Source organism: Gilliamella sp. ESL0405 (assembly GCF_019469205.1).
Taxonomy (GTDB): domain Bacteria; phylum Pseudomonadota; class Gammaproteobacteria; order Enterobacterales; family Orbaceae; genus Gilliamella.
Genome location: NZ_CP048265.1, coordinates 605,934 through 625,225, shown reverse-complemented (window position 1 = coordinate 625,225; position 19,292 = coordinate 605,934). Strand labels below are relative to the sequence as shown.

18 protein-coding genes are annotated in these 19,292 nt (G+C 37.4%); 9 read left to right on the top strand and 9 right to left on the bottom strand.

What is annotated here, in order from left to right:
- Window positions 1–14: 14 nt before the first annotated feature.
- A complete protein-coding gene (locus tag GYM74_RS02845; protein ID WP_220218987.1) occupies window positions 15–1,172 on the bottom strand; it encodes an MFS transporter in 1,158 nt (385 codons plus the stop codon).
- A gap of 258 nt (window positions 1,173–1,430) precedes the next feature.
- Between GYM74_RS02845 and GYM74_RS02840 the strand changes: the two genes are divergently transcribed.
- Complete coding sequence (locus tag GYM74_RS02840) at window positions 1,431–3,293, top strand: beta-glucoside-specific PTS transporter subunit IIABC (RefSeq protein ID WP_220218986.1); 1,863 nt, start codon at window positions 1,431–1,433, stop codon at window positions 3,291–3,293.
- Between the two features lie 10 nt (window positions 3,294–3,303).
- Window positions 3,304–4,707 carry a glycoside hydrolase family 1 protein gene (locus tag GYM74_RS02835; protein WP_220218985.1) on the top strand — a complete coding sequence of 468 codons (1,404 nt, stop codon included), beginning with the start codon at window positions 3,304–3,306 and terminating at the stop codon, window positions 4,705–4,707.
- Between the two features lie 129 nt (window positions 4,708–4,836).
- On the opposite strand, the gene GYM74_RS02830 is transcribed toward GYM74_RS02835, so the two are convergent.
- The 7 genes from GYM74_RS02830 to GYM74_RS02800 form a co-directional block, all read right to left on the bottom strand.
- Window positions 4,837–5,658 carry a transporter substrate-binding domain-containing protein gene (locus tag GYM74_RS02830; RefSeq protein ID WP_220218984.1) on the bottom strand — a complete coding sequence of 274 codons (822 nt, stop codon included), beginning with the start codon at window positions 5,656–5,658 and terminating at the stop codon, window positions 4,837–4,839.
- A 59-nt stretch (window positions 5,659–5,717) separates the two neighbouring features.
- A complete protein-coding gene (locus tag GYM74_RS02825; protein ID WP_220218983.1) occupies window positions 5,718–6,143 on the bottom strand; it encodes a GNAT family N-acetyltransferase in 426 nt (141 codons plus the stop codon).
- A gap of 18 nt (window positions 6,144–6,161) precedes the next feature.
- Complete coding sequence (locus GYM74_RS02820) at window positions 6,162–6,920, bottom strand: amino acid ABC transporter ATP-binding protein (RefSeq protein ID WP_220218982.1); 759 nt, start codon at window positions 6,918–6,920, stop codon at window positions 6,162–6,164.
- Window positions 6,917–7,657, bottom strand: a complete 741-nt coding sequence (locus GYM74_RS02815) for an amino acid ABC transporter permease (RefSeq protein WP_220218981.1) — start codon at window positions 7,655–7,657, stop codon at window positions 6,917–6,919. The genes GYM74_RS02820 and GYM74_RS02815 overlap by 4 nt, the downstream gene beginning before the upstream one ends.
- Before the next feature lie 20 nt (window positions 7,658–7,677).
- Entirely contained in the window at window positions 7,678–8,649 is a 972-nt protein-coding gene (locus GYM74_RS02810) for a glutathione S-transferase family protein (RefSeq protein WP_220218980.1), read from the bottom strand.
- 171 nt (window positions 8,650–8,820) lie between these two features.
- Window positions 8,821–9,513 (bottom strand): response regulator, encoded by a 693-nt coding sequence (locus GYM74_RS02805; RefSeq protein ID WP_370634049.1) that lies wholly within the window; start codon window positions 9,511–9,513, stop codon window positions 8,821–8,823.
- A gap of 24 nt (window positions 9,514–9,537) precedes the next feature.
- Complete coding sequence (locus GYM74_RS02800; RefSeq protein ID WP_220218978.1) at window positions 9,538–11,127, bottom strand: sensor histidine kinase; 1,590 nt, start codon at window positions 11,125–11,127, stop codon at window positions 9,538–9,540.
- A 186-nt stretch (window positions 11,128–11,313) separates the two neighbouring features.
- On the opposite strand from GYM74_RS02800, the gene GYM74_RS02795 reads away from it, so the two are divergent.
- The 7 genes from GYM74_RS02795 (at window position 11,314) to citX (ending at window position 18,017) form a co-directional block, all read left to right on the top strand.
- Complete coding sequence (locus GYM74_RS02795) at window positions 11,314–12,702, top strand: 2-hydroxycarboxylate transporter family protein (RefSeq protein ID WP_220218977.1); 1,389 nt, start codon at window positions 11,314–11,316, stop codon at window positions 12,700–12,702.
- Between the two features lie 93 nt (window positions 12,703–12,795).
- Complete coding sequence (locus GYM74_RS02790; RefSeq protein ID WP_220218976.1) at window positions 12,796–13,635, top strand: fumarylacetoacetate hydrolase family protein; 840 nt, start codon at window positions 12,796–12,798, stop codon at window positions 13,633–13,635.
- Window positions 13,636–13,645: 10 nt separating this feature from the next.
- Window positions 13,646–14,680: a [citrate (pro-3S)-lyase] ligase gene (citC, locus tag GYM74_RS02785; protein WP_220218975.1), complete on the top strand. Its 1,035-nt coding sequence runs from the start codon at window positions 13,646–13,648 to the stop codon at window positions 14,678–14,680.
- A gap of 21 nt (window positions 14,681–14,701) precedes the next feature.
- On the top strand, window positions 14,702–14,992 hold the full coding sequence (gene citD / locus GYM74_RS02780; protein ID WP_220218974.1) for a citrate lyase acyl carrier protein: 291 nt from the start codon (window positions 14,702–14,704) through the stop codon (window positions 14,990–14,992).
- Window positions 14,989–15,876, top strand: a complete 888-nt coding sequence (citE, locus tag GYM74_RS02775; RefSeq protein ID WP_220218973.1) for a citrate (pro-3S)-lyase subunit beta — start codon at window positions 14,989–14,991, stop codon at window positions 15,874–15,876. Before citD ends, citE begins: the two co-directional genes overlap by 4 nt.
- A gap of 12 nt (window positions 15,877–15,888) precedes the next feature.
- Window positions 15,889–17,418 carry a citrate lyase subunit alpha gene (gene citF, locus GYM74_RS02770; RefSeq protein ID WP_220218972.1) on the top strand — a complete coding sequence of 510 codons (1,530 nt, stop codon included), beginning with the start codon at window positions 15,889–15,891 and terminating at the stop codon, window positions 17,416–17,418.
- 56 nt (window positions 17,419–17,474) lie between these two features.
- On the top strand, window positions 17,475–18,017 hold the full coding sequence (citX, locus tag GYM74_RS02765) for a citrate lyase holo-[acyl-carrier protein] synthase (RefSeq protein ID WP_220218971.1): 543 nt from the start codon (window positions 17,475–17,477) through the stop codon (window positions 18,015–18,017).
- Window positions 18,018–18,098: 81 nt separating this feature from the next.
- Here the strand turns inward: citX and metB are convergent, their stop codons facing one another.
- Window positions 18,099–19,265 carry a cystathionine gamma-synthase gene (gene metB, locus GYM74_RS02760; protein WP_220218970.1) on the bottom strand — a complete coding sequence of 389 codons (1,167 nt, stop codon included), beginning with the start codon at window positions 19,263–19,265 and terminating at the stop codon, window positions 18,099–18,101.
- Between the last annotated feature and the right edge of the window lie 27 nt (window positions 19,266–19,292).

The window sequence follows — 19,292 nt, the reverse complement described above, 5'->3', positions numbered from 1 at the left end:
GCTTTTGCCATTCCCTATTTTGCTGGTTGTCTTTTAACGTAAAAACAGTACAAAACAGCGCCCAACACAGCGCTTATAGCTAAAATAAAATAAGCTAAAGTCATTGAATATTGCAAGCTAACATAACCAACAATCACCGGAAATAGCGTCATCCCTAAAGCATAAATTGCTTGAAATAAGCCCATTGCTGCCGAGCGGACATCTGCCGGAATATCGCTCATCGCTTCAAAAGTTAACAATGAGAACAAAATACCTGTTGCCATACCGGGAATGATCTGGAGCAGTAAAATTAAATAACTCGATGCCACAATAGGAACTAAAGCGCAATACAGCGCCAAAAGCAGAAAAGCGAGCATAATCCAAACCGATACACTTAATCGATCGATCCACTTACTGGCGCCGAGTTTGGCAAATAAGACCGAAGATAACATATAAATAATGGCAGACAGACCAATCATTGCAGAGTTTGCGCCCAGTTCACTCAATATCTGATTGGTAAAAGACATGGTAGTAGACATTTGTATACCCTGCTGAATAAGCGCCAATAACGAAAAAAAGAGTAACTTAGAATTAAAAAAGACTTTAAATAAATGGTGATATTGAAAATGATGATGTATTTTTTCAGGGTATTTAAGTTGGGTTGCTAATATAAAAGCAATTAAACCGCTTAAACAACTGAGTAAACAGATAAATTTCATGCCGCAAAAATCAAAAAATAGCATACCGGTTAAAAAGGCCAAAAAGATACCTAAATTGTTTACCATAATAATTAAACTGGTGGCATACCCCCTTTTGGATTTGGGATAGAATCCTAAAAACAGCACCATAAATGAAATCCACATAGCACTGGCAAAGCCAGAAATAATATTACCGATTAAAAATCCCATGCCATTGGGCTGTATTATGCGAATAACTGAGGCAAAACCGGCTAAGAAACATCCCACGATAATAAACGCTTTATGCTTCTCTTTAACATTAGCGATTAAGCCGACCGGAAGGCGTAACACTAATTGTGAAATGCCGTAAGCACTGATCACGATACCAATAAATTGAGTCGACAAGCTTATCGCAGCCAGATAAGGCGTTTGATAAGGAATATAGATATATTGGGCATACCAGAAGAAAAACACAATTGTTAAGAGTAAATAGGACTTTTTTTTGGCAGATCTCATTTGTAGACAATTTCATGGGCAACTAGTTGTATAAAAATATATCTAAATTAGCGATTTAGCAACTACCAATTCGACCTTGTCTAAATTTTTAAACTATGCTAGCGTGGAGTCAGTTAGTCAAACGATAAAAGTTAATTTTTACTAAAAAACATCAATAATTTCAGACATCATACGATAACTGATATTACTTGTTACCAACATTTAGTCTATTTTGTCTTTTATTAGTGTTTAACCATTCTTTTAGCAATGGAGAAAATAATGGATTATCAAAAAATTGCGCTACAAATATTAAAGCTCGTGGGTGGCGAACAAAACGTCGTTAGTGTGACCCACTGTTTTACGCGTTTACGCTTTGTATTAAATGATAATAACAAGGCAGATCGTGAAAAGTTGCTGCAAACCGAAGGGGTGATATCGGTGGTTGAAAGCAGTGGACAATATCAGATTGTGCTAGGCAACAAAGTCACACACATTTATGATGTGCTCACACCGTTAATTGACAAATCAACACAACATCATCAACCTGACCCTAAAGTCTCAATTGGGGTAAAGATACTCAATGCATTTGCTGCCATTTTTACGCCAATAATTCCCGCTATTGCGGCATCGGGCATGTTAAAAGGAATTTTAGCCGTTGCTGTAATGATTGGTCAATACTACTATCAAACCGATATTAAAACCTATAGCACCTATACCATTTTACATGCGGCATCGGATGCTGTTTTTTATTTCATGCCGATAATATTAGGCTATACCGCCGCTAAAGTGTTTAAAGCGCACGAATTTATCTCCATGATTATAGGGGCAACACTATGTTACCCTTCAATCGTGAGCTTAATGGCAAGCAAAAATGAGGTGACTTTATTTGCTATCGAACTTACTAAAGCCAGTTATACTTCAAGCGTTATTCCAATTATTTTAGCGGTGTTTATTTTAAGTTATGTGCAAAGATTCTTAGAATATATCATCCCGGAAGTCTTAAAAATAATTATGGTTCCAACATTTTCTTTGTTGATCATGATACCTGCAACATTGCTAATTTTTGGACCTATTGGAATCTATATCGGCGAATTTATTAACTGGATCTATTACTACATTATGGGAGTGAGCCCTATTTTATTAGGTGCCTTTATTGGCGGCATTTGGTGTATCTTAGTTATTTTTGGTGCGCATCGTGCAATTGTACCAATTGGCATCAATGATGTTGCGCAAACAGGCCGGCAAAACCTATTAGCCTTTGCCGGTGCGGCGAACTTTTCACAGGCTGGCGCTGCCTTAGGGGTATTTTTTAAAACGAAGAATAAAAACCTAAAGACTGTTGCCGCATCCGCTACCATTACCGCCCTGTTTGGCATTACTGAGCCGGCGATTTATGGTGCTAATTTAAGACTGAAAAAACCGATGATCTGCGCCGTCATTTGCGGTGCTATTGCTGGCGGATTTATGGGCTGGGGTGGCTCTTACGGTACCGCTTTTGCCAATCAAGGCGTATTAACTATTCCGGTCTATGCTGAAGCGGGCAGTAAAGCATTTTTATGCTACTTAATCGGCATTGCTTTTGCTTTTTTTGGTTCTTGCCTAATGACAATGATGATTGGTTTTAACGATATTCCAAACGATGAAGATTCAATAAAAACAGCGCCTAATACTAAAAATAACTTAACAACCGATGATGCCATTGCTGCGCCAATCGAAGGGCGGGTTGTGCCATTAAACGAGGTCAAAGATGAAGTGTTTGCCTCCGGCTCAATGGGATTAGGGATTGCAATATACCCACAAACAGGCGAAGTTATCGCACCGGCTGATTGTACTGTGACGGTGCTTTATCCTACTTTACATGCGATAGGTTTAAAACTCGATAATGGGGTTGAACTTTTAATTCATATCGGTATTGATACGGTTAATCTACAAGGCGAATATTTCACAGCGCATGTTAAAGCGGGTGAGCATATTACTAAAGGCAGTAAAATCGTGTCGTTTGATATTCATCGCATTGAACAGAAAAATTATGATTTAACAACATCGATTATTATCGTCGATTCACAACAATATAAAAGCGTTCAAACTACGCAACAAAGTGAAGTGAGTTATCAAGACAATTTATTATTTATTCAAGTTTAGAGGTTAACATATGAAAACGTTTGCTAAGGATTTTTGGTGGGGAGCATCGTCTTCGGCATTTCAAATTGAAGGTGGCTGGGATGCTGACGGTAAAGGAATGACTGTTGCAGATTATAATTCCTTCCAACGTTCAGCTATACAAGCCGATAGCAAAGTCGCCAGTGATTTTTATCATCATGTAGAAAGTGACATCGCTTTATTTAAACAATTAGGACTCAAAACCTATCGCTTTTCAATCTCATGGGCAAGAATCATTCCGGACGGTGATGGACAAATTAATCAAGCTGGTATCGATTTTTATAATCGAGTGATCAATGAGCTTTTAAAAAATGATATCTTACCCTTTATTACACTTTATCATTTTGACTTGCCTTTTGCTTTAGTCGAAAAATATAACGGTTGGCAAGATCGCCGCTGTGTTGATGCGTTTAGACGTTATGCGCAAATCTGTTATCAAGCGTTTGGCGATCGGGTCAAACATTGGCAAATTAATAACGAACAAAATCTAATGATTCGGGTTAACGAAAGAATGAATATGTATCACATTGCGCCTCAAGATGCTGAAAAAGTCAGAGCGCAAATGGATTATCATATGTTCGTTGCTCATGCTATGGCAACCAATGATTGCCATGATTTGATCCCGGGCAGTAAAGTAGGACCGGCAGTTTCCTCAACGATGACTTATCCGGCCAGTAATAAGCCTAAAGATGTTTGGGCAGCGAAAATGAATGACAATTTCAAAACCAATTATGCCCTTGAAATGTACTGTTTTGGTGATTATCCCGGTTATTATAAAAACTATCTTAACCGCTGTGGTATCTATCCTATCACGCAAGCGGAAGATGCCGAAATTTTAAAACAGGCAAAACCCGATTTTATTGCGGTTAACTATTATCGTACGTTAGTTGCCAGCTATTTACCGGAAGATGAAGCGCATCCATTTGGTACTAAAGAGAATGATATCGATTTTAACCTTTATGGCTATTTTAAAATCGAGAAAAATCCAAATTTAACGGCGTCAACTTATGGCGCACAAATCGATCCTATGGGATTACGTTTAGTGCTTAATGAATATTATCGACAATACCGTTTACCCATGATTATTACAGAAAATGGTTTAGGTACACCCGATGTATTAACCGCAGATAATAAAGTCCACGACGATTATCGGATCGATTATATCAAAGCCCATATTTTAGCCTGCCATGATGCCATTGAAGACGGCGTTGAATTGTTTGGCTATTGTCCATGGTCAGTGATCGACTTATTAAGCTCTCATCAAGGCTTTAAAAAGCGTTATGGCTTTGTTTATGTTGATCGAGATGACCATGATTTAAAAACCCTTAATCGTATCAAAAAAGATAGTTTTTATTGGTATCAAAAAGTGATTAAGGACAATGGCATTATCGACTAGTTATTAACTAAAGAGCAATTTTATTGTCAGATGACGCTTTAAAAGCGTCATCTTTATCAAACTATAATCTTTCAGATTAAAATCGGCTATCTTTCCCTAGCCTAACTCAACAAATTGTTATCAAAAAACTTACTTAGGTGAATAATCAGCACCAAAATAGTATTGGCTAATTTTTGATAATTCGCCATTTTGGATTATCTTTTGTATGGCTTGATTAATATCCTGAGTTAACTGCTGCCCTTGTGCCCCTTTACTGATAAGCAAATAACTGTATGGGGATGCGATACGTTCAGCATCTTCTTTGCTTAGTTCAATCGTTTTAAGATTCAGTTGATGTTCATTGATATATTGCGCCAACATGACTTTATCGATTAATTGAAAATCATACTGCCCGCTTTCAACATGTTGCAATACCGGCAATAACTCGGCTTCACTATAAACAATTTTGACCGGATTATTTGGATTTTGTTCATTATAAGACTCTAAGGCAGTGGCATAATTTAACCCCGGTGAAACTTCGGTTGATTTGCCTTTTAGATCACTAAATCCGTTAATCTGTTGATTGTTTTTTGCTACAGCAATCACATATTGATTTTTGAAAATCGGATCAGAATAGAAATACTTTTCTTTACGTTTTTCATTCATTGCGTAGTTATTGGCACCCACTTGATAACGTTGCGAATCTAACCCAGCCAAAACGGAAGGAAATTCAGTGATTTCAAAACTAATCTCGTATTGCGGTAGCTGAGCAAATACCGCTTTTACCACATCAATATCATAACCAACCAGCTCGCCTTTATCATCTACCGTGGTAAAGGGGCTAGGTGCACCCGAGGTGCCAATAACAATCTTTTGTTTACCTGTGGCTGCAGTTGTTGAAGTCTGATTGTCACAACCGACTAACGACAATACGCCCAATAGCAATAAACCATACCATTTCTTGTAGCACATAAATAATTCCCTCGCACAACTAGATTAATTTTCTGAAAGTTGTTAAAACAATCTTTCAACTATATAAAGCCCATATTTTTCATTTCTGTTCGATGATCGGCTTGATAACGTGCCATGCCGGTTTTCATTAAATCAAACCCTAAATTACGATAAAATTCGACGGTTTGGGGATGAGTGTAAAGGATGATATTGCAGTGTTTTACTTGCTCTACCAACTTTTCAACAATCAATCGACCATACTTTTGCCCATGCAGATGTTTGGCTAACGCTACGTTATAAATTGCCGCCTGACAAATGCCGTCAGATAATGCCCGTCCAACGCCAACAACTTGCCCATTTTCCAGTAAAAAAACTACGGCATAACTTCGCTTAAATACTTGCTCTTGCGTGTTAGCATCAAGCGAACTTAAACCATAAAAGGCAAGCAGATCAGCAACCTCTTGCCAGTTGATTGCTTGACAATGTTGTTGAATCACAATATTCATTGTTGCTCCTTTCACTCCTTAAATTTCATAATCAACTTGTATTGAAGAATAATATCTGGCTAAAAAAGCTTTGGTTCTCAGTTGTTTAGGATTAGAAAACATTTGCTGGGGTGAACTATCTTCAATAATTTGTCCTTTATCTAAAAACAGCACCCGGGTGGCAATATCATGCACAAAGCTCATTTCGTGTGAGACTAAAATCATGGTAATGCCTGATTTGGCAGCCATTTTGATTGTCGCCAGCACTTCACCGACCAATTCGGGATCTAAGGCCGAAGTTGGCTCATCAAGCAATAAAACTTTGGGATCCATGGCTAAAGCGCGGGCAATAGCAACCCGTTGTTGTTGTCCACCTGATAACTGCTTAGGGTAATGATAAATGCGCTCTTTTAATCCAACTTCAACCAATTTTTCATACGCTATCTGTTGAGCTTGAGCTTTCGGTAATTTTTTAACAATAATTAAACCTTCCATTACATTCTCTAAGGCATTTTTTTGCTGAAACAGATTGAATTGTTGAAATACCATAGCCGTTTGCTGACGAAATTTAACTATGTCACGCCGTTTTATCTGGCTAACGTCCAACCCGACATTATCAATCTCAATGTAACCTTGCTGCGGTTTTTCTAATAAGTTTAAACAGCGTAATAAAGTTGATTTACCGGCACCGGAAGCACCGATAATAGCGACAATTTCATGAGGTTTAATCTGAAAATTAAGATGATCCAAAATGAGGTTTTGCGCAAATGATAATGTAAGATCTTTTACCTCAATCATAATAATTTCCCTCGACGATAACTCGGGGTATTGGCACTATCAGAAATGGTTAAGCGCTTTTCTAAATACTTAACCATTAACTCAATAATAATAGTCAATCCCCAATAAATTAAGGCTAATGAAATATAGACTTCAAAATATCGATAACTATGCCCGGCAAGCGTTTTGCCCCTACCGGTCATTTCAGTGACAGAGCAAACAAACGCCAATGAAGTCCCTTTGAGTAAACCAATCAACGTGTTACCTAAATTTGGTAAAGCAACAAGAAACGCTTCGGGAATAACAATTCGGCGCAGTAACTGGCTATAGGTCATGCCTAGCGATTGTGCTGCTTCAATTTGTCCTTTATTGACCGATTGTAATGCGGCTCGAATCGTTTCGGAATTATAAGCGGCCTCGTTTAACGAGAAGGCAATAAGTACAAATATCATCGGCGATATGCCATTGACATTGTAATTAGTATCATATAGATAATTGACATACCTTAATAAAACAGGAATACCGTAAAAGCTCAAATAGAGCTGGACTAGCAAAGGCGTGCCACGGATGAACGAAACAAAAATCGCCGCCAATTGCGATAATACCGGTATTTTATGCATCTTAATGACGGCAACAACCAGCCCTAACATGACACCGAATAACATCGAAAACACGGTTATAAACAAGGTTACCGGCAAATATGCCAGTAACGTTGGAATTTGGGTGAATATTAATCCAAAATCTAAAATATTTGGCATCATCACTACCCCAGTAAAATTTATCTGTTTGAAGTAAAAATCTTATCTCTGTTATGTGGTGTGTGCCAATTACTGACATCGGGCCCCAAAGGTAAAATATCGTAAGGGTTATGCGCATTGTTACTTAAGAAATAGCCCTGTTTAATTGCGTGAAAATCGGTTGTTTCACCAAAGGCTGGGATCTGATAAAGATCTCTGGCATAAGCCCATAAATTTGGAAAGTCAATGATTCGATTCCGATTGGTTTTAAATGCACTATAGTAGGCCACATCAAATCTGGCTAATGTCACATATAACCGAATATCGGCATCGGTAATTTGATCTCCAAACAGATAGCGTGATTGGCTTAAACGTTGTTCGAGTTTATCAAGCTGATTAAATACGAGGTGATAAGCCTCTTCATAGGCTTTTTGGGAACGGGCAAACCCGGCTTTATAAACGCCATTATTCACTTCATGAAATATAACATTATTTAATGCATCAATATCAGCTCGCAATTTTTCCGGATAGAGATCCGGGGCGCCAGCTTTATGAAAGGGTTTAAATTGGGTTTCCCAATAGTAGGTTAGATTAAAATAATCGTTGTTAACCACTTTGCCAGTTTTGACATCGACAACCGTTGGTACGGTCGCTCGTCCATTATATTCTGGATCGGTTTTGGCATATATTTCGGGTAGAAATCGGATACCGAGCACCGGATCAACACCATTTTTATCTAACGAAAACTCCCAACCATTTTCCGTTCTTACCGGGTTGACTTTACCGACACTGATAACATCTTCCAGCCCCAATAATTTGATAGCTATCATCTGACGATGTGCCCAAGGACAAATTGCAGCCCAAATTAAACGATAACGCCCAGCTTCCACCGGTAGCATGCCAGGCTCATTACCAAAAGGAGTATTAAAGCGGTTAGTTTGACGAACAAAAGCGCCATCTTTACTGATTTCGTTATTTTCAGTTGTTACTACTTTTCCTATTGCTATAGACATATTTTTACCCCTTCTATTTGCGACTACAAATTTAATTTATCCCACATCGGATAAGTTCAATCTAGCATCAAATATTTAGTGGATAAAATAACAAATAAGCATATTTATATAATTATCAATTATATCTATAGTAGGATTTACAACTATAAAAACAGCGTTAAATCGAAATGATTATTTCCCCAGACGTTTATACAACCTTTCCGGGCGACCAATTTTTCCATGGTTAAGTTCTACAGTTAACAACTTAGTTTGTACACAATATTCTAAATATCGTCTGGCCGTTGTTTTACTTATTTGAGCATTTGCAACAATATCATCAACCGTTAATGCTTTATCAGTTTTTAAAAACAGATCTTTTACTTTTTGTAAGGTAATCTCTTCAATACCTTTTGAATGACGATTAACATCGACAAAATCTTTAGTTTGCAAATTAAATAACTCGTCAATTCGTCTTTGATTAACATGTTTTTGTAGACTTTGGCGATATAAAAAAAGTTCAAAACGCTCTAATGAATGTTTTAACCGTTGGTATGATACCGGTTTAATTAAATAATCAAATGCGCCAAAGCGAATCGCTTTACTACACGTATCCATATCACTTGCCGCTGTAATAAAAATGACATAACTATCAAGATTGTTATTGATAATATATTCAAACAGATCAATACCTTTGCCGTCCGGCAAATAATTATCGAGCAAAATTAAGGTCGGTTTTAACTTTTCGACCATAATTTTTGCCTCTTGCAAGTTAGAAGCAATCCCAATGACTTGAACTTTTGTATCTCTCTGAATAAATTCGGCATTTAATTCTGCTAAAATAGGCTCATCTTCTACAATAAGAACTTTAATGGTATTTTCTTTTATCTCATGCATAATCTCTCCTCTTTACTACTTGGGTATAAAAACTGAAAAAATGGTGCCATAAGGTTGATTATCCTCAAAGGTGATGTAACCATTTGCTTTTTTGACATACGTTGAAACAAGGTGTAATCCGATACCATGTTCGCTCGCATCTTGTGAAGTCACACCGGGTTCGAATATCGAATCTCGCATGTTTTCATCAACGCCACAACCTTGATCGCTCACCTCTATAACAACCTCATCGGTTGCATCACTCAAATACAGATGAATTGTTTTATTTCCATTCGGGTTTTTTAGCGCTGCATTAAAGGCATTATCAAGTAAGTTACCTAATATCGACATAAATTCCGTTTCGGTTATCATATCGGGTAACGTTTTTAATTGACAGGCAGGGTCGAACACCAGTTTTAAGCCAATTTCATGCGCTTTAGAATATTTACCAATTAATAAACCGCACACCGCCGGTACTTGAAAATGCTTAGTTATAAAATCTAAGTTATATTGGTTATCCGCTGAGTGTAATGCTATGAATGATTGCGCTTCTTCATAACGTTCCATATAAATCAATCCCGACAACGTCGCCATCCAGTTTAAGTGCTCATGTCGGATAGCTCTTAAATTATCAACGTATTGAGTAACTTGCGTTAATTGCATACTCAAAACATTAATATCATTAAAATTACGAAAAGTAATCACCCAACCTTGAATATTATCATCGACGATTATGCGAATTCGGTTAGCAATAACATTAATATTATTAAAGTAGCATATTTGATCATGTATATCTTTGAGTTGATTATCTTTTCCATAAATAAAATCACTGGATTTGATAAAATCACATAAATCATGATTCAGTAGCTGTTCATCACTCACATTAATACCAAGCATTATTCGAGCTGACTGATTAATATTGATAATTTTATAATTAAGATCAATTGCTATAATACCTTCAAAGATTGATTCCATAATCGATTTTTGGCTTTTGACCAGTAATGCAATCTCTTTTGGCTCTAAATTAAACATCTGTTTTTTGATCGCCCGGGCAAAACAGAGCGAAAAAATAAATAATGCAATAAACAACAATGAGCAAAAAATAATAAACGGAATAAATTGCTTTTTATGTAAAGCATAGATATCATCAATCATATAGCCCACTGAAACAATACCAATAACTTTGCCTTTATTAATAATCGGGGCTTTACCTCGCAATGCGAGACCTAAAGAACCACGGCTGATTGTGGTACTACTATTACCATTTAATACTTCTTCATTATCATTACCAACCATGGGTGAATAGATGTCGTTATTGGCAGTATGAAACAGACGATAAGCCTTAGCATCGCCAATAACAATATAACTTGCATCACTTTGTTGGAAAATATCAGATACTAATTCAGATATTTTGTTGGTATCTTTTTGTTCAACATATTGGATCAAACTCGGAATGACAGCTAACTCTCGAGCTTGAATTTGCGCTTTATCTCCTAAACTTCGATATAAAGACGCTTCAGTTACATTCCAGATATAACTTTGTAAAAGCGCCAACACAATTAACGAAAATAGTAAAAGAGATAAAAACAATTTGTTGGTAAAAGAAAATTGTATTTTATTTCGCATTTTTATACTTAACATTTCTTAACATAACGTTTAGGAGTGTAACACAGCATTAAAAAACATAGAGCCTTTAAAACCATAAAAACCACACTTAATTTATGATTTATATCACAAAATTGAAAATAAATATTTGTCACTATATGCGCCATTCAAACAAAGCTAAAAAATCATTTTGGAGATAAAAAAAATATGGTGGATTTCAATTCAGTTGGAAAGACGCAGAATAATACAGCCGAAACTAAGAAAATTACCGAAGAACAGCCGAAAGGCTTTTGGCCTTATGGCTGGTGGAAACTTATGGATGACTACAAAATTGGTGTTATCCCGCTTCCGTTGTTTATTATAGCAGGTATTCTAATATTTACAGAAGTATTAGTTACCGGTAAGTTACCAAGCGAAATTGTCGTTATGGTGGTAACTTGTGCTTTCTTCGGTTTCTTATGTGGCGAAATTGGTAAACGTTTACCAATCGTTGGTAAAATGGGCGCAGCCGCAATTTGTGCAACGTTCATTCCATCGGCATTAGTTTACTATGGTATTTTGCCACAACCTGTTGTTGCCGCTACAACAAAGTTCTATAAAGATACCCATATTCTATACCTATACATTTGTTGTATCATCGTTGGTAGTATTATGAATATGGACAAAAAGACCTTAATTCAAGGTTTCTTGAAAATTTTCGTACCAATGGTATGCGGTGAAATTGTCGGTATGTTAGTCGGTGTTGGCGTTGGCTATTTACTTGGTTTAACACCTTTTGAAACATTCTTCTTCCTTGTATTACCTATTATGGCCGGTGGTGTTGGTGAAGGGGCGATTCCGCTTTCAATTGGTTATGCCGCTATTTTACATATGGATCAAGGCGATGCGCTAGGTCGTGTATTACCTATTGTTATGTTAGGTGGTTTAACCGGTATTATTTGTGGTGGTATCCTTAACCGTATTGGTAAAGCTTACCCGCACTTAACTGGTAATGGTCGCTTATTACCGGCATCAGAAGAAGATGCGTTAGAAACCAAAAAAGCAGCTAAAGCAGATGGCGTTATTGATGTAACAACTTTCGCTTCAGGTGTTTTACTAGCAGCGCTTCTTTACATGATTGGTATGATTGGACACAAATTAACCGGAATTCCTGCACCAGTAGGGATGCTATTTGCCGCAGTTTTTGTTAAACTAGTGTCAGGTGTTTCACCAAAAGTATTAAGTGGTTCGCAAGTAGTTTATAAGTTCTTCCAAACATCTGTAACCTATCCTATTTTATTTGCTGTAGGTGTTGCTATCACACCTTGGGAAAAAATCGTTGCAGCATTCACTATTACAAACTTGGTTGTCATTGTTTGTACTGTTGTTAGTCTCGTTACTACTGGCTTTTTTGTCGCTAAGAAATTAGGTATGTATCCTGTTGATGCAGCGGTTATTTCATGCTGTCAAAGTGGTCAAGGTGGAACAGGTGACGTTGCAATCTTAACCGCAGCAGAACGTATGGAATTAATGCCATTTGCTCAAATTGCTACGCGTATCGGTGGTGCAATTAACGTGTCAGTGTCATTACTTATTCTCGGCAATTTCTTAGTATAAATTTATATTTCAAACAACAACCTTAGTTCTACTAAGGTTGTTCGCTTTTATGATGTTTTAACAATTAACTTAAATAGCTTTTAAGGAGTATTCATGAAGCTTGTCAGTTATCTGGTCTCTGGCAAATCAAGTTTTGGTATTCTCACTGAGAACGGCATTATTGATTTAAAAAACAAATTAGGTGACAAATATGTCGACTTAAAATCATTGCTTGCCGATGAAGCGGGTTTAGCAAATGCCAAAACTTACCTTAATGCCCCAAGTGACATAGATGAACAAGATATTACCTATTTACCTGTAATTCCTAATCCAAATAAAATTTTATGTGTAGGCATGAATTATGCGGAAAAGCGAGCAGAATTTAATGAAACCAGCTCAGCACCTACACTGTTTGTCCGTTTCCCTGATTCACAAACTGGACATAAAACAAATATTATCAAACCCGCTATTACTAACGAACTTGATTACGAAGGCGAATTGGCCATTGTAATTGGTAAAGCAGGATTCCGCATCAAACAAGAAGATGCACTATCTCATGTTGCTGGCTACAGCTGTTACATGGATGGTTCTGTGCGTGACTGGCAATATACATGGTTTACTGCTGGCAAAAACTGGCCAAGCACCGGCGCATTTGGTCCATGTTTAACTACAACCGATGAAATACCGGATCCGAAAGCATTATCGTTAACCACTTATTTAAATGGTCAAGAAATGCAACATGATTCAATTAGCAATTTAATTCACACCGTACCGGAATTAATTTCTTATATCAGTACTTTTACTAAATTATCACCGGGTGATGTCATTTTGACCGGTTCTCCTGGCGGGGTGGGTAAAAAACGTAATCCACCAGTATTTATGAAAGATGGTGATGTTATCGAAGTTGAGATCACCCATATTGGGCGTCTGACTAACTTTGTTGTTGCAGAATAAAGGTAAATGTATGTACGATTTAGTTGATTATAGTGTTGTTAATATCGCTGATTCAGCGCAGGATTATCAAGCTATTAAACAGTTACTTTCTCGTTCTGATCTGGATATTGATTCGCAAGTTACTTTATTTATGGTAGCGAGAATCGATAACAACATCATCGCTTGTGCCGGAATTGATCGTAATATTATTAAATGTGTTGCAATTGATTCTGATTATCGAGGTAATCAACTTAATCTTACTTTAATGGATCACACCATTAAATATGCCAACGAGCAGGGTTATTTTCATCTGTTTTTATACACTAAACCTGAAAATAAAGATTTCTTTAGAGGATGTGGTTTTTATCCCATTGTTGAGATATCAGATCTGGTTGTGTTAATGGAAAATACCCCTGTTGGTATCAAACAGTATTGTAAAAAATTACATGAACAGTCGGTTTCTGGCTCTAAAATTGGTAGTATTGTGATGAATGCCAACCCTTTTACCAAAGGGCATCAATATTTAATCGAATATGCAGCAAGCCAATGTGATTGGTTACATGTTTTTGTGGTCAATGAAGATGCATCGATCTTTTCATTCGAAACCCGTTTACAGCTTGTAAAAGACGGTTCTGCCCACATCAAAAATGTGACGGTACATGCAAGTTCATCCTATATTATTTCAAGAGCAACGTTCCCAACCTATTTTTTAAAAGATAAAACTAAAATCGATTATGCCTATATGGGCATCGATTTATTAATTTTCCGAAACTATATAGCACCCGCTTTGAATATTACTCATCGTTATGTGGGCACTGAGCCTTATAGCGAAGTGACTAAAGCTTATAATCAAGCGATGTGCCATTGGCTTGAAGATGCAACAGTTAGCAACTCTCCAACGGTAACCGTGGTTGAAGTTGAACGCAAGATTGAAGGCGAAGACATCATTTCAGCATCATTAGTTCGAAAATTACTATCGTTGAAAAATTATGATGAGGTGAAAAAGTTAGTACCCGCAACTACATGGAATTATCTTTCTACCCATTTGGATAATTTGAAAATTTAATTCGTTTCTAAAGGTAACAAAATGAAAATACAAAAAGAAGCCATGGCAGGAACTCTCGAATCGAGCGATTTGTTAGTTAAAGTCATGCCTAACACTGGAATCGAGGTTGTTATTAACAGTGATGTTAACAAACAATTTGGCGATCAAATTCGTGCTGTTGTCGATCAAACCTTAAGCGCATTAGGCGTAACAGATGGTTTAATTATCATCGATGACAAAGGTGCCCTCGATTGTGCGATCAAAGCTAGAGTGCAATGTGCAGTATTACGCGGTGCAGAAGAAGAGAACTTAGATTGGAGTAAATTACTATGAAAAAATTACGTCGAAGTATGTTGTTTCTTCCGGGCGCAAACGCTGCGATGTTATCGACATCTTTTGTTTATAAACCCGATTCAATCATGTTTGATCTTGAAGATGCCGTTTCAATTAAAGAAAAAGATTCAGCACGTTTATTAGTAGCACAAACTTTACGCCTACCCGTCTATAAAGAGCACGGTATTGAAACTGTTGTTCGTATTAATGCACTTAATACTCCATTTGGTTTAAAAGATTTAGAAGCTGTAGTTAGAGCTGGTGTTGACGTTGTTCGTTTACCAATGACTAACTCAGCTGAAGATATTCACGAATTAGAAGCGCACGTTGAAAGAATTGAAAAAGAGTGCGGACGTGAAGTCGGTAGCACCAAACTTATGGCAGCAATCGAATCAGCTGTTGCGGTTGTTAACGCTGTTTCAATTGCAAAATCATCACCTCGTCTAATTGGTATTGCGCTTGCGGCATTTGACTATTTAGTTGATATGCAAACTGAACGTGGTGACGGTACTGAGCTATTTTATGCTCGCTGTGCAGTATTACATGCAGCACGGGTTGCCGGTATTGATGCCTTTGATGTTGTCTACTCTAATGTTAATGATGATGAAGGCTTCTTAAAAGAAGTAAGTTTAATCAAAAAATTGGGTTATAACGGTAAATCATTAATTAATCCTAGACAAATTGACCTGCTACATAATGCTTATGCGCCAACCGCAGCGGAAGTTGAAAACGCCCATAAAGTGGTTGAAGCAGCAGAAGAAGGCGAAAGAAAAGGGCTAGGTGTTGTTTCTTTAAATGGCAAAATGATTGATGCACCGATTATTGATCGTGCAAGAAAAATCATCGAGCTAGCCAAATATTCCGGTGTACGTAAAGAAATTTGATAGGATTGAAAAATGACAACTTCTATAGACAAAAAAATTGACGATTTGCTAAAACAGCATCCCGATCTTAAAAATATCACACCATTTGTTGATGCAACTGCAACCACACCTTACTTAAAAGATGAGTCTAAATATACACGTAAATTGTGTGATTCTATCGAACAAGCAATTCATAAATGTGAATTACGTGATGGTATGACAATTTCATTCCACCATGCGTTTCGTGAAGGCGATAAAGTTATCAACAAAGTCGTTGAAACGATCAGCAAATTAGGTATCAAAAACTTAACACTTGCTTCAAGCTCACTATTAAGCTGTAACTCAGCATTGATTCCACATATTGAATCGGGCGTTATTACTAAAATCTACACCTCCGGTTTACGTGGCAAATTAGCTGATGCTATTTCACATGGTTTAATGGAAAACCCGGTGCATATTCACTCCCATGGTGGCCGTGTTAAACTGATTCAAAGTGGCGAAATTAATATTGATATCGCATTTTTAGCGGTTTCAACTGCCGATGAACAAGGTAACGCAAATGGCGTATCGGGTAAATCACAATGTGGTGCGCTAGGTTATGCTATGGTTGATGCACAATTTGCCAAAAAAGTGGTATTACTGACTGAAGATATCGTCGCTTACCCGAATAATCCGGCAAGTATTCGCCAAGATCAAGTTGACTATATTGTTAAAGTTGATGAAGTGGGCGATCCAACTAAAATCAGTGTCGGTGCTGCTCGTATCACCAGTAACCCACGTGAATTAATGATTGCCCGTTATGCCGCCGATGTGATTGAACATTCAGGTTATTTTGAAGACGGATTCTCAATCCAAACCGGTTCCGGCGCATCATCAACGGCAGCTACTCGATTTTTAGAAAATCGTATGCGTGCTAAAAATATCACCGCATCATTTGCTTTAGGTGGTATCACAGCAAGCATCGTTGATCTACATGAAAAAGGTTTAGTTAAACGTTTACTAGATACCCAAAGCTTTGACGGCGCAGCCGGACAATCTTTAGGTAAAAATAAAGACCACATCGAAGTATCAACCAACGTTTACGCCAACCCTGCATCGAAAGGGGCTAGCGTTGATGAATTAGATATTGTGATCTTAAGTGCGTTAGAAATTGACCTTAACTTTAACGTTAATGTATTAACCGGCTCTGACGGTGTTATGCGTGGCGCCTCTGGTGGTCACTGTGATACAGCAGTGGGTGCAAATTTAACAATTATCGTTGCGCCATTAATTCGTAGCCGTATCCCGACAGTAATTAAAAATGTGACAACCGTTGTTACACCAGGTGAAAGCGTTGATGTTCTTGTTACCGACCATGGTATCGCTGTTAACCCAGCTCGCCCGGAAATTGCTGAGCGCTTAAAAGCAGCTAATTTACCGGTCATGACGATTGAAGAGCTTTATCAACGTGCGGTATCGTTAACCGGTGAACCAAAACCAATCGAATTTAACGATAAAATCGTTGGTATTGTTCATTATCGTGACGGTTCAATCATTGATGTTGTTCGTCAAGTTAAAGACTAATTAACAATCAGTAGCATGGCAGATAAAATGCCATGCTCTTATTTTTGATAGATACTATGATAATTAAATTTGATGACGGTATTCCTGTTACCCTTGAGCAAATGTTATTTGCTAAAGAGCAGCGGGTAAAACACCTACAAGCGGCATTAGAGCAGTTTAATCATCCGCTTATTTGCTTAAGTTTGGTCATCCCCGGCCCCATTAAAAAAAGTAGTGGCACAAATTTATTATTTCAAGAAGCAATAAAAGCAATTAAATTATCATTAGCCAGCAAAAGTATCGTTATCAGTAATGAGCAATATTTTCATGCTAATACCGGTAGCGAAGCAATAATTAGTGCAAAATATCAAGCAGATGAACTAAAACAACTCTGTATTGATATTGAAAATCATCACCCATTAGGTCGATTATGGGATATTGATGTGATTGACCCAATTACCCAACACAGTATTTCCAGAACAGTATTTGATGAACAATCAAGACAGTGTCTGATTTGTCAAGATAATGCTAAAAATTGCAGTCGCTCGAAAAAACATAGTCTCGATGAAATTTTTGCTGTTATCGAAAACAGATTAAAAGATTATTTAAAAAGCCAATAACAAAATTATCATTTTTAGATAATTAAAAAAGATTGATGAAAGTACCGTAAACTCTCACCAATCCCAATGATTAATAATGACTTAAATCGTTGCTAAGGCTTGATCTAAATCCGCAATCAAATCATTAACATCTTCCAGCCCGACAGAAATACGTAATAACTGATCTGAAATCCCGGCCGTTTTACGTGCCTGCGCACTTATTCCTGAGTGGGTCATTGTTGCCGGATGACAGACCAGACTTTCAACGCCGCCTAATGATTGCGCTAAAGTGAAGATATTCAGTGCTTTTAAAAATTTTGGCATGACATCAGCATCGCCGACTAATTCAAAACTTAATAGAGAGCCGAAGCCTTTTTGCTGTTTTTTAGCGATATCGTGACCAAGATTGGTTGGTAATGAAGGATGAAATACTTTGGCTATTTTAGGGTGATTAACTAAAAACTCAACAACCTTTTGTGCACTGTCTTGTTGTAGCCTTACCCGTGCCGATAGCGTTCTTAACCCACGTAATAAAAGATAGCTATCAAATGATGAAGTGAGGGTACCAATATTATTTGCCCACCAAAGTACATCGGTTGCCAGTTGTTGATCTTTAAAAACTAAAATACCGGCTAATAAATCGGAGTGACCATTTAAAAATTTAGTACAAGAGTGAGTCACAATGTCAGCGCCTAATGCTATTGGATTTTGTAATACAGGCGTCATAAACGTATTATCGACTAAAACAATTGCTCCCACTTCATGAGCTTGTCGAGTGATTTCTTGAATATCGACAACTCGCAATAAAGGATTACTTGGCGATTCAATCAAGACCAATTTTGGCCGTAAGCTTAGTGCCTCTTTTAATGCAACCGGATCAGATTGATCAACAAATTTTGCTTTAAAATGACCTCGTTCACTTAAACTATTGAATAAACGATAACTTCCACCGTAACAATCATGTGGAGCAACGACCAGATCATTAGGTGTTAATAAAGCCACACTAACGAGATGAATTGCTGACATGCCGCAGTTTGTTAAAATTGCATCTGCGCCACCTTCTAATTGAGCAACGGTTTGTTCGACTAGTCGCCGGCTAGGATTGGATTTGCGGGCATAATCAAATTCTCTTGGTTGTGCAAACTCTTGATAGCGATAACATGTTGAAGGGGTAATGACAGGAACGACACTACCGTATTGATCATCTGTATTTAGCCCACCACGAACAGCAATCGTGCTTTGGCTTAATTTTTTAGATTGACTAGCCATAATAACATCCCTATGTAAAACTTTATT

Excerpts from the sequence above, each read along its gene's own strand:
- GYM74_RS02845 (WP_220218987.1), bottom strand. The coding sequence starts at position 1,172 with ATGAGATCTGCCAAAAAAAAGTCCTATTTACTCTTAACAATTGTGTTT.
- GYM74_RS02815 (WP_220218981.1), bottom strand. The coding sequence starts at position 7,657 with ATGCCAAATATTTTAGATTTTGGATTAATATTCACCCAAATTCCAACG.
- GYM74_RS02810 (WP_220218980.1), bottom strand. The coding sequence starts at position 8,649 with ATGTCTATAGCAATAGGAAAAGTAGTAACAACTGAAAATAACGAAATC.
- metB (WP_220218970.1), bottom strand. The coding sequence starts at position 19,265 with ATGGCTAGTCAATCTAAAAAATTAAGCCAAAGCACGATTGCTGTTCGT.
- GYM74_RS02800 (WP_220218978.1), bottom strand. The coding sequence starts at position 11,127 with ATGCGAAATAAAATACAATTTTCTTTTACCAACAAATTGTTTTTATCT.
- citE (WP_220218973.1), top strand. The coding sequence starts at position 14,989 with ATGAAAAAATTACGTCGAAGTATGTTGTTTCTTCCGGGCGCAAACGCT.
- GYM74_RS02795 (WP_220218977.1), top strand. The coding sequence starts at position 11,314 with ATGGTGGATTTCAATTCAGTTGGAAAGACGCAGAATAATACAGCCGAA.
- GYM74_RS02835 (WP_220218985.1), top strand. The coding sequence starts at position 3,304 with ATGAAAACGTTTGCTAAGGATTTTTGGTGGGGAGCATCGTCTTCGGCA.
- citC (WP_220218975.1), top strand. The coding sequence starts at position 13,646 with ATGTACGATTTAGTTGATTATAGTGTTGTTAATATCGCTGATTCAGCG.
- citD (WP_220218974.1), top strand. The coding sequence starts at position 14,702 with ATGAAAATACAAAAAGAAGCCATGGCAGGAACTCTCGAATCGAGCGAT.
- citX (WP_220218971.1), top strand. The coding sequence starts at position 17,475 with ATGATAATTAAATTTGATGACGGTATTCCTGTTACCCTTGAGCAAATG.
- GYM74_RS02830 (WP_220218984.1), bottom strand. The coding sequence starts at position 5,658 with ATGTGCTACAAGAAATGGTATGGTTTATTGCTATTGGGCGTATTGTCG.
- GYM74_RS02840 (WP_220218986.1), top strand. The coding sequence starts at position 1,431 with ATGGATTATCAAAAAATTGCGCTACAAATATTAAAGCTCGTGGGTGGC.
- GYM74_RS02820 (WP_220218982.1), bottom strand. The coding sequence starts at position 6,920 with ATGATTGAGGTAAAAGATCTTACATTATCATTTGCGCAAAACCTCATT.
- GYM74_RS02790 (WP_220218976.1), top strand. The coding sequence starts at position 12,796 with ATGAAGCTTGTCAGTTATCTGGTCTCTGGCAAATCAAGTTTTGGTATT.
- GYM74_RS02825 (WP_220218983.1), bottom strand. The coding sequence starts at position 6,143 with ATGAATATTGTGATTCAACAACATTGTCAAGCAATCAACTGGCAAGAG.
- citF (WP_220218972.1), top strand. The coding sequence starts at position 15,889 with ATGACAACTTCTATAGACAAAAAAATTGACGATTTGCTAAAACAGCAT.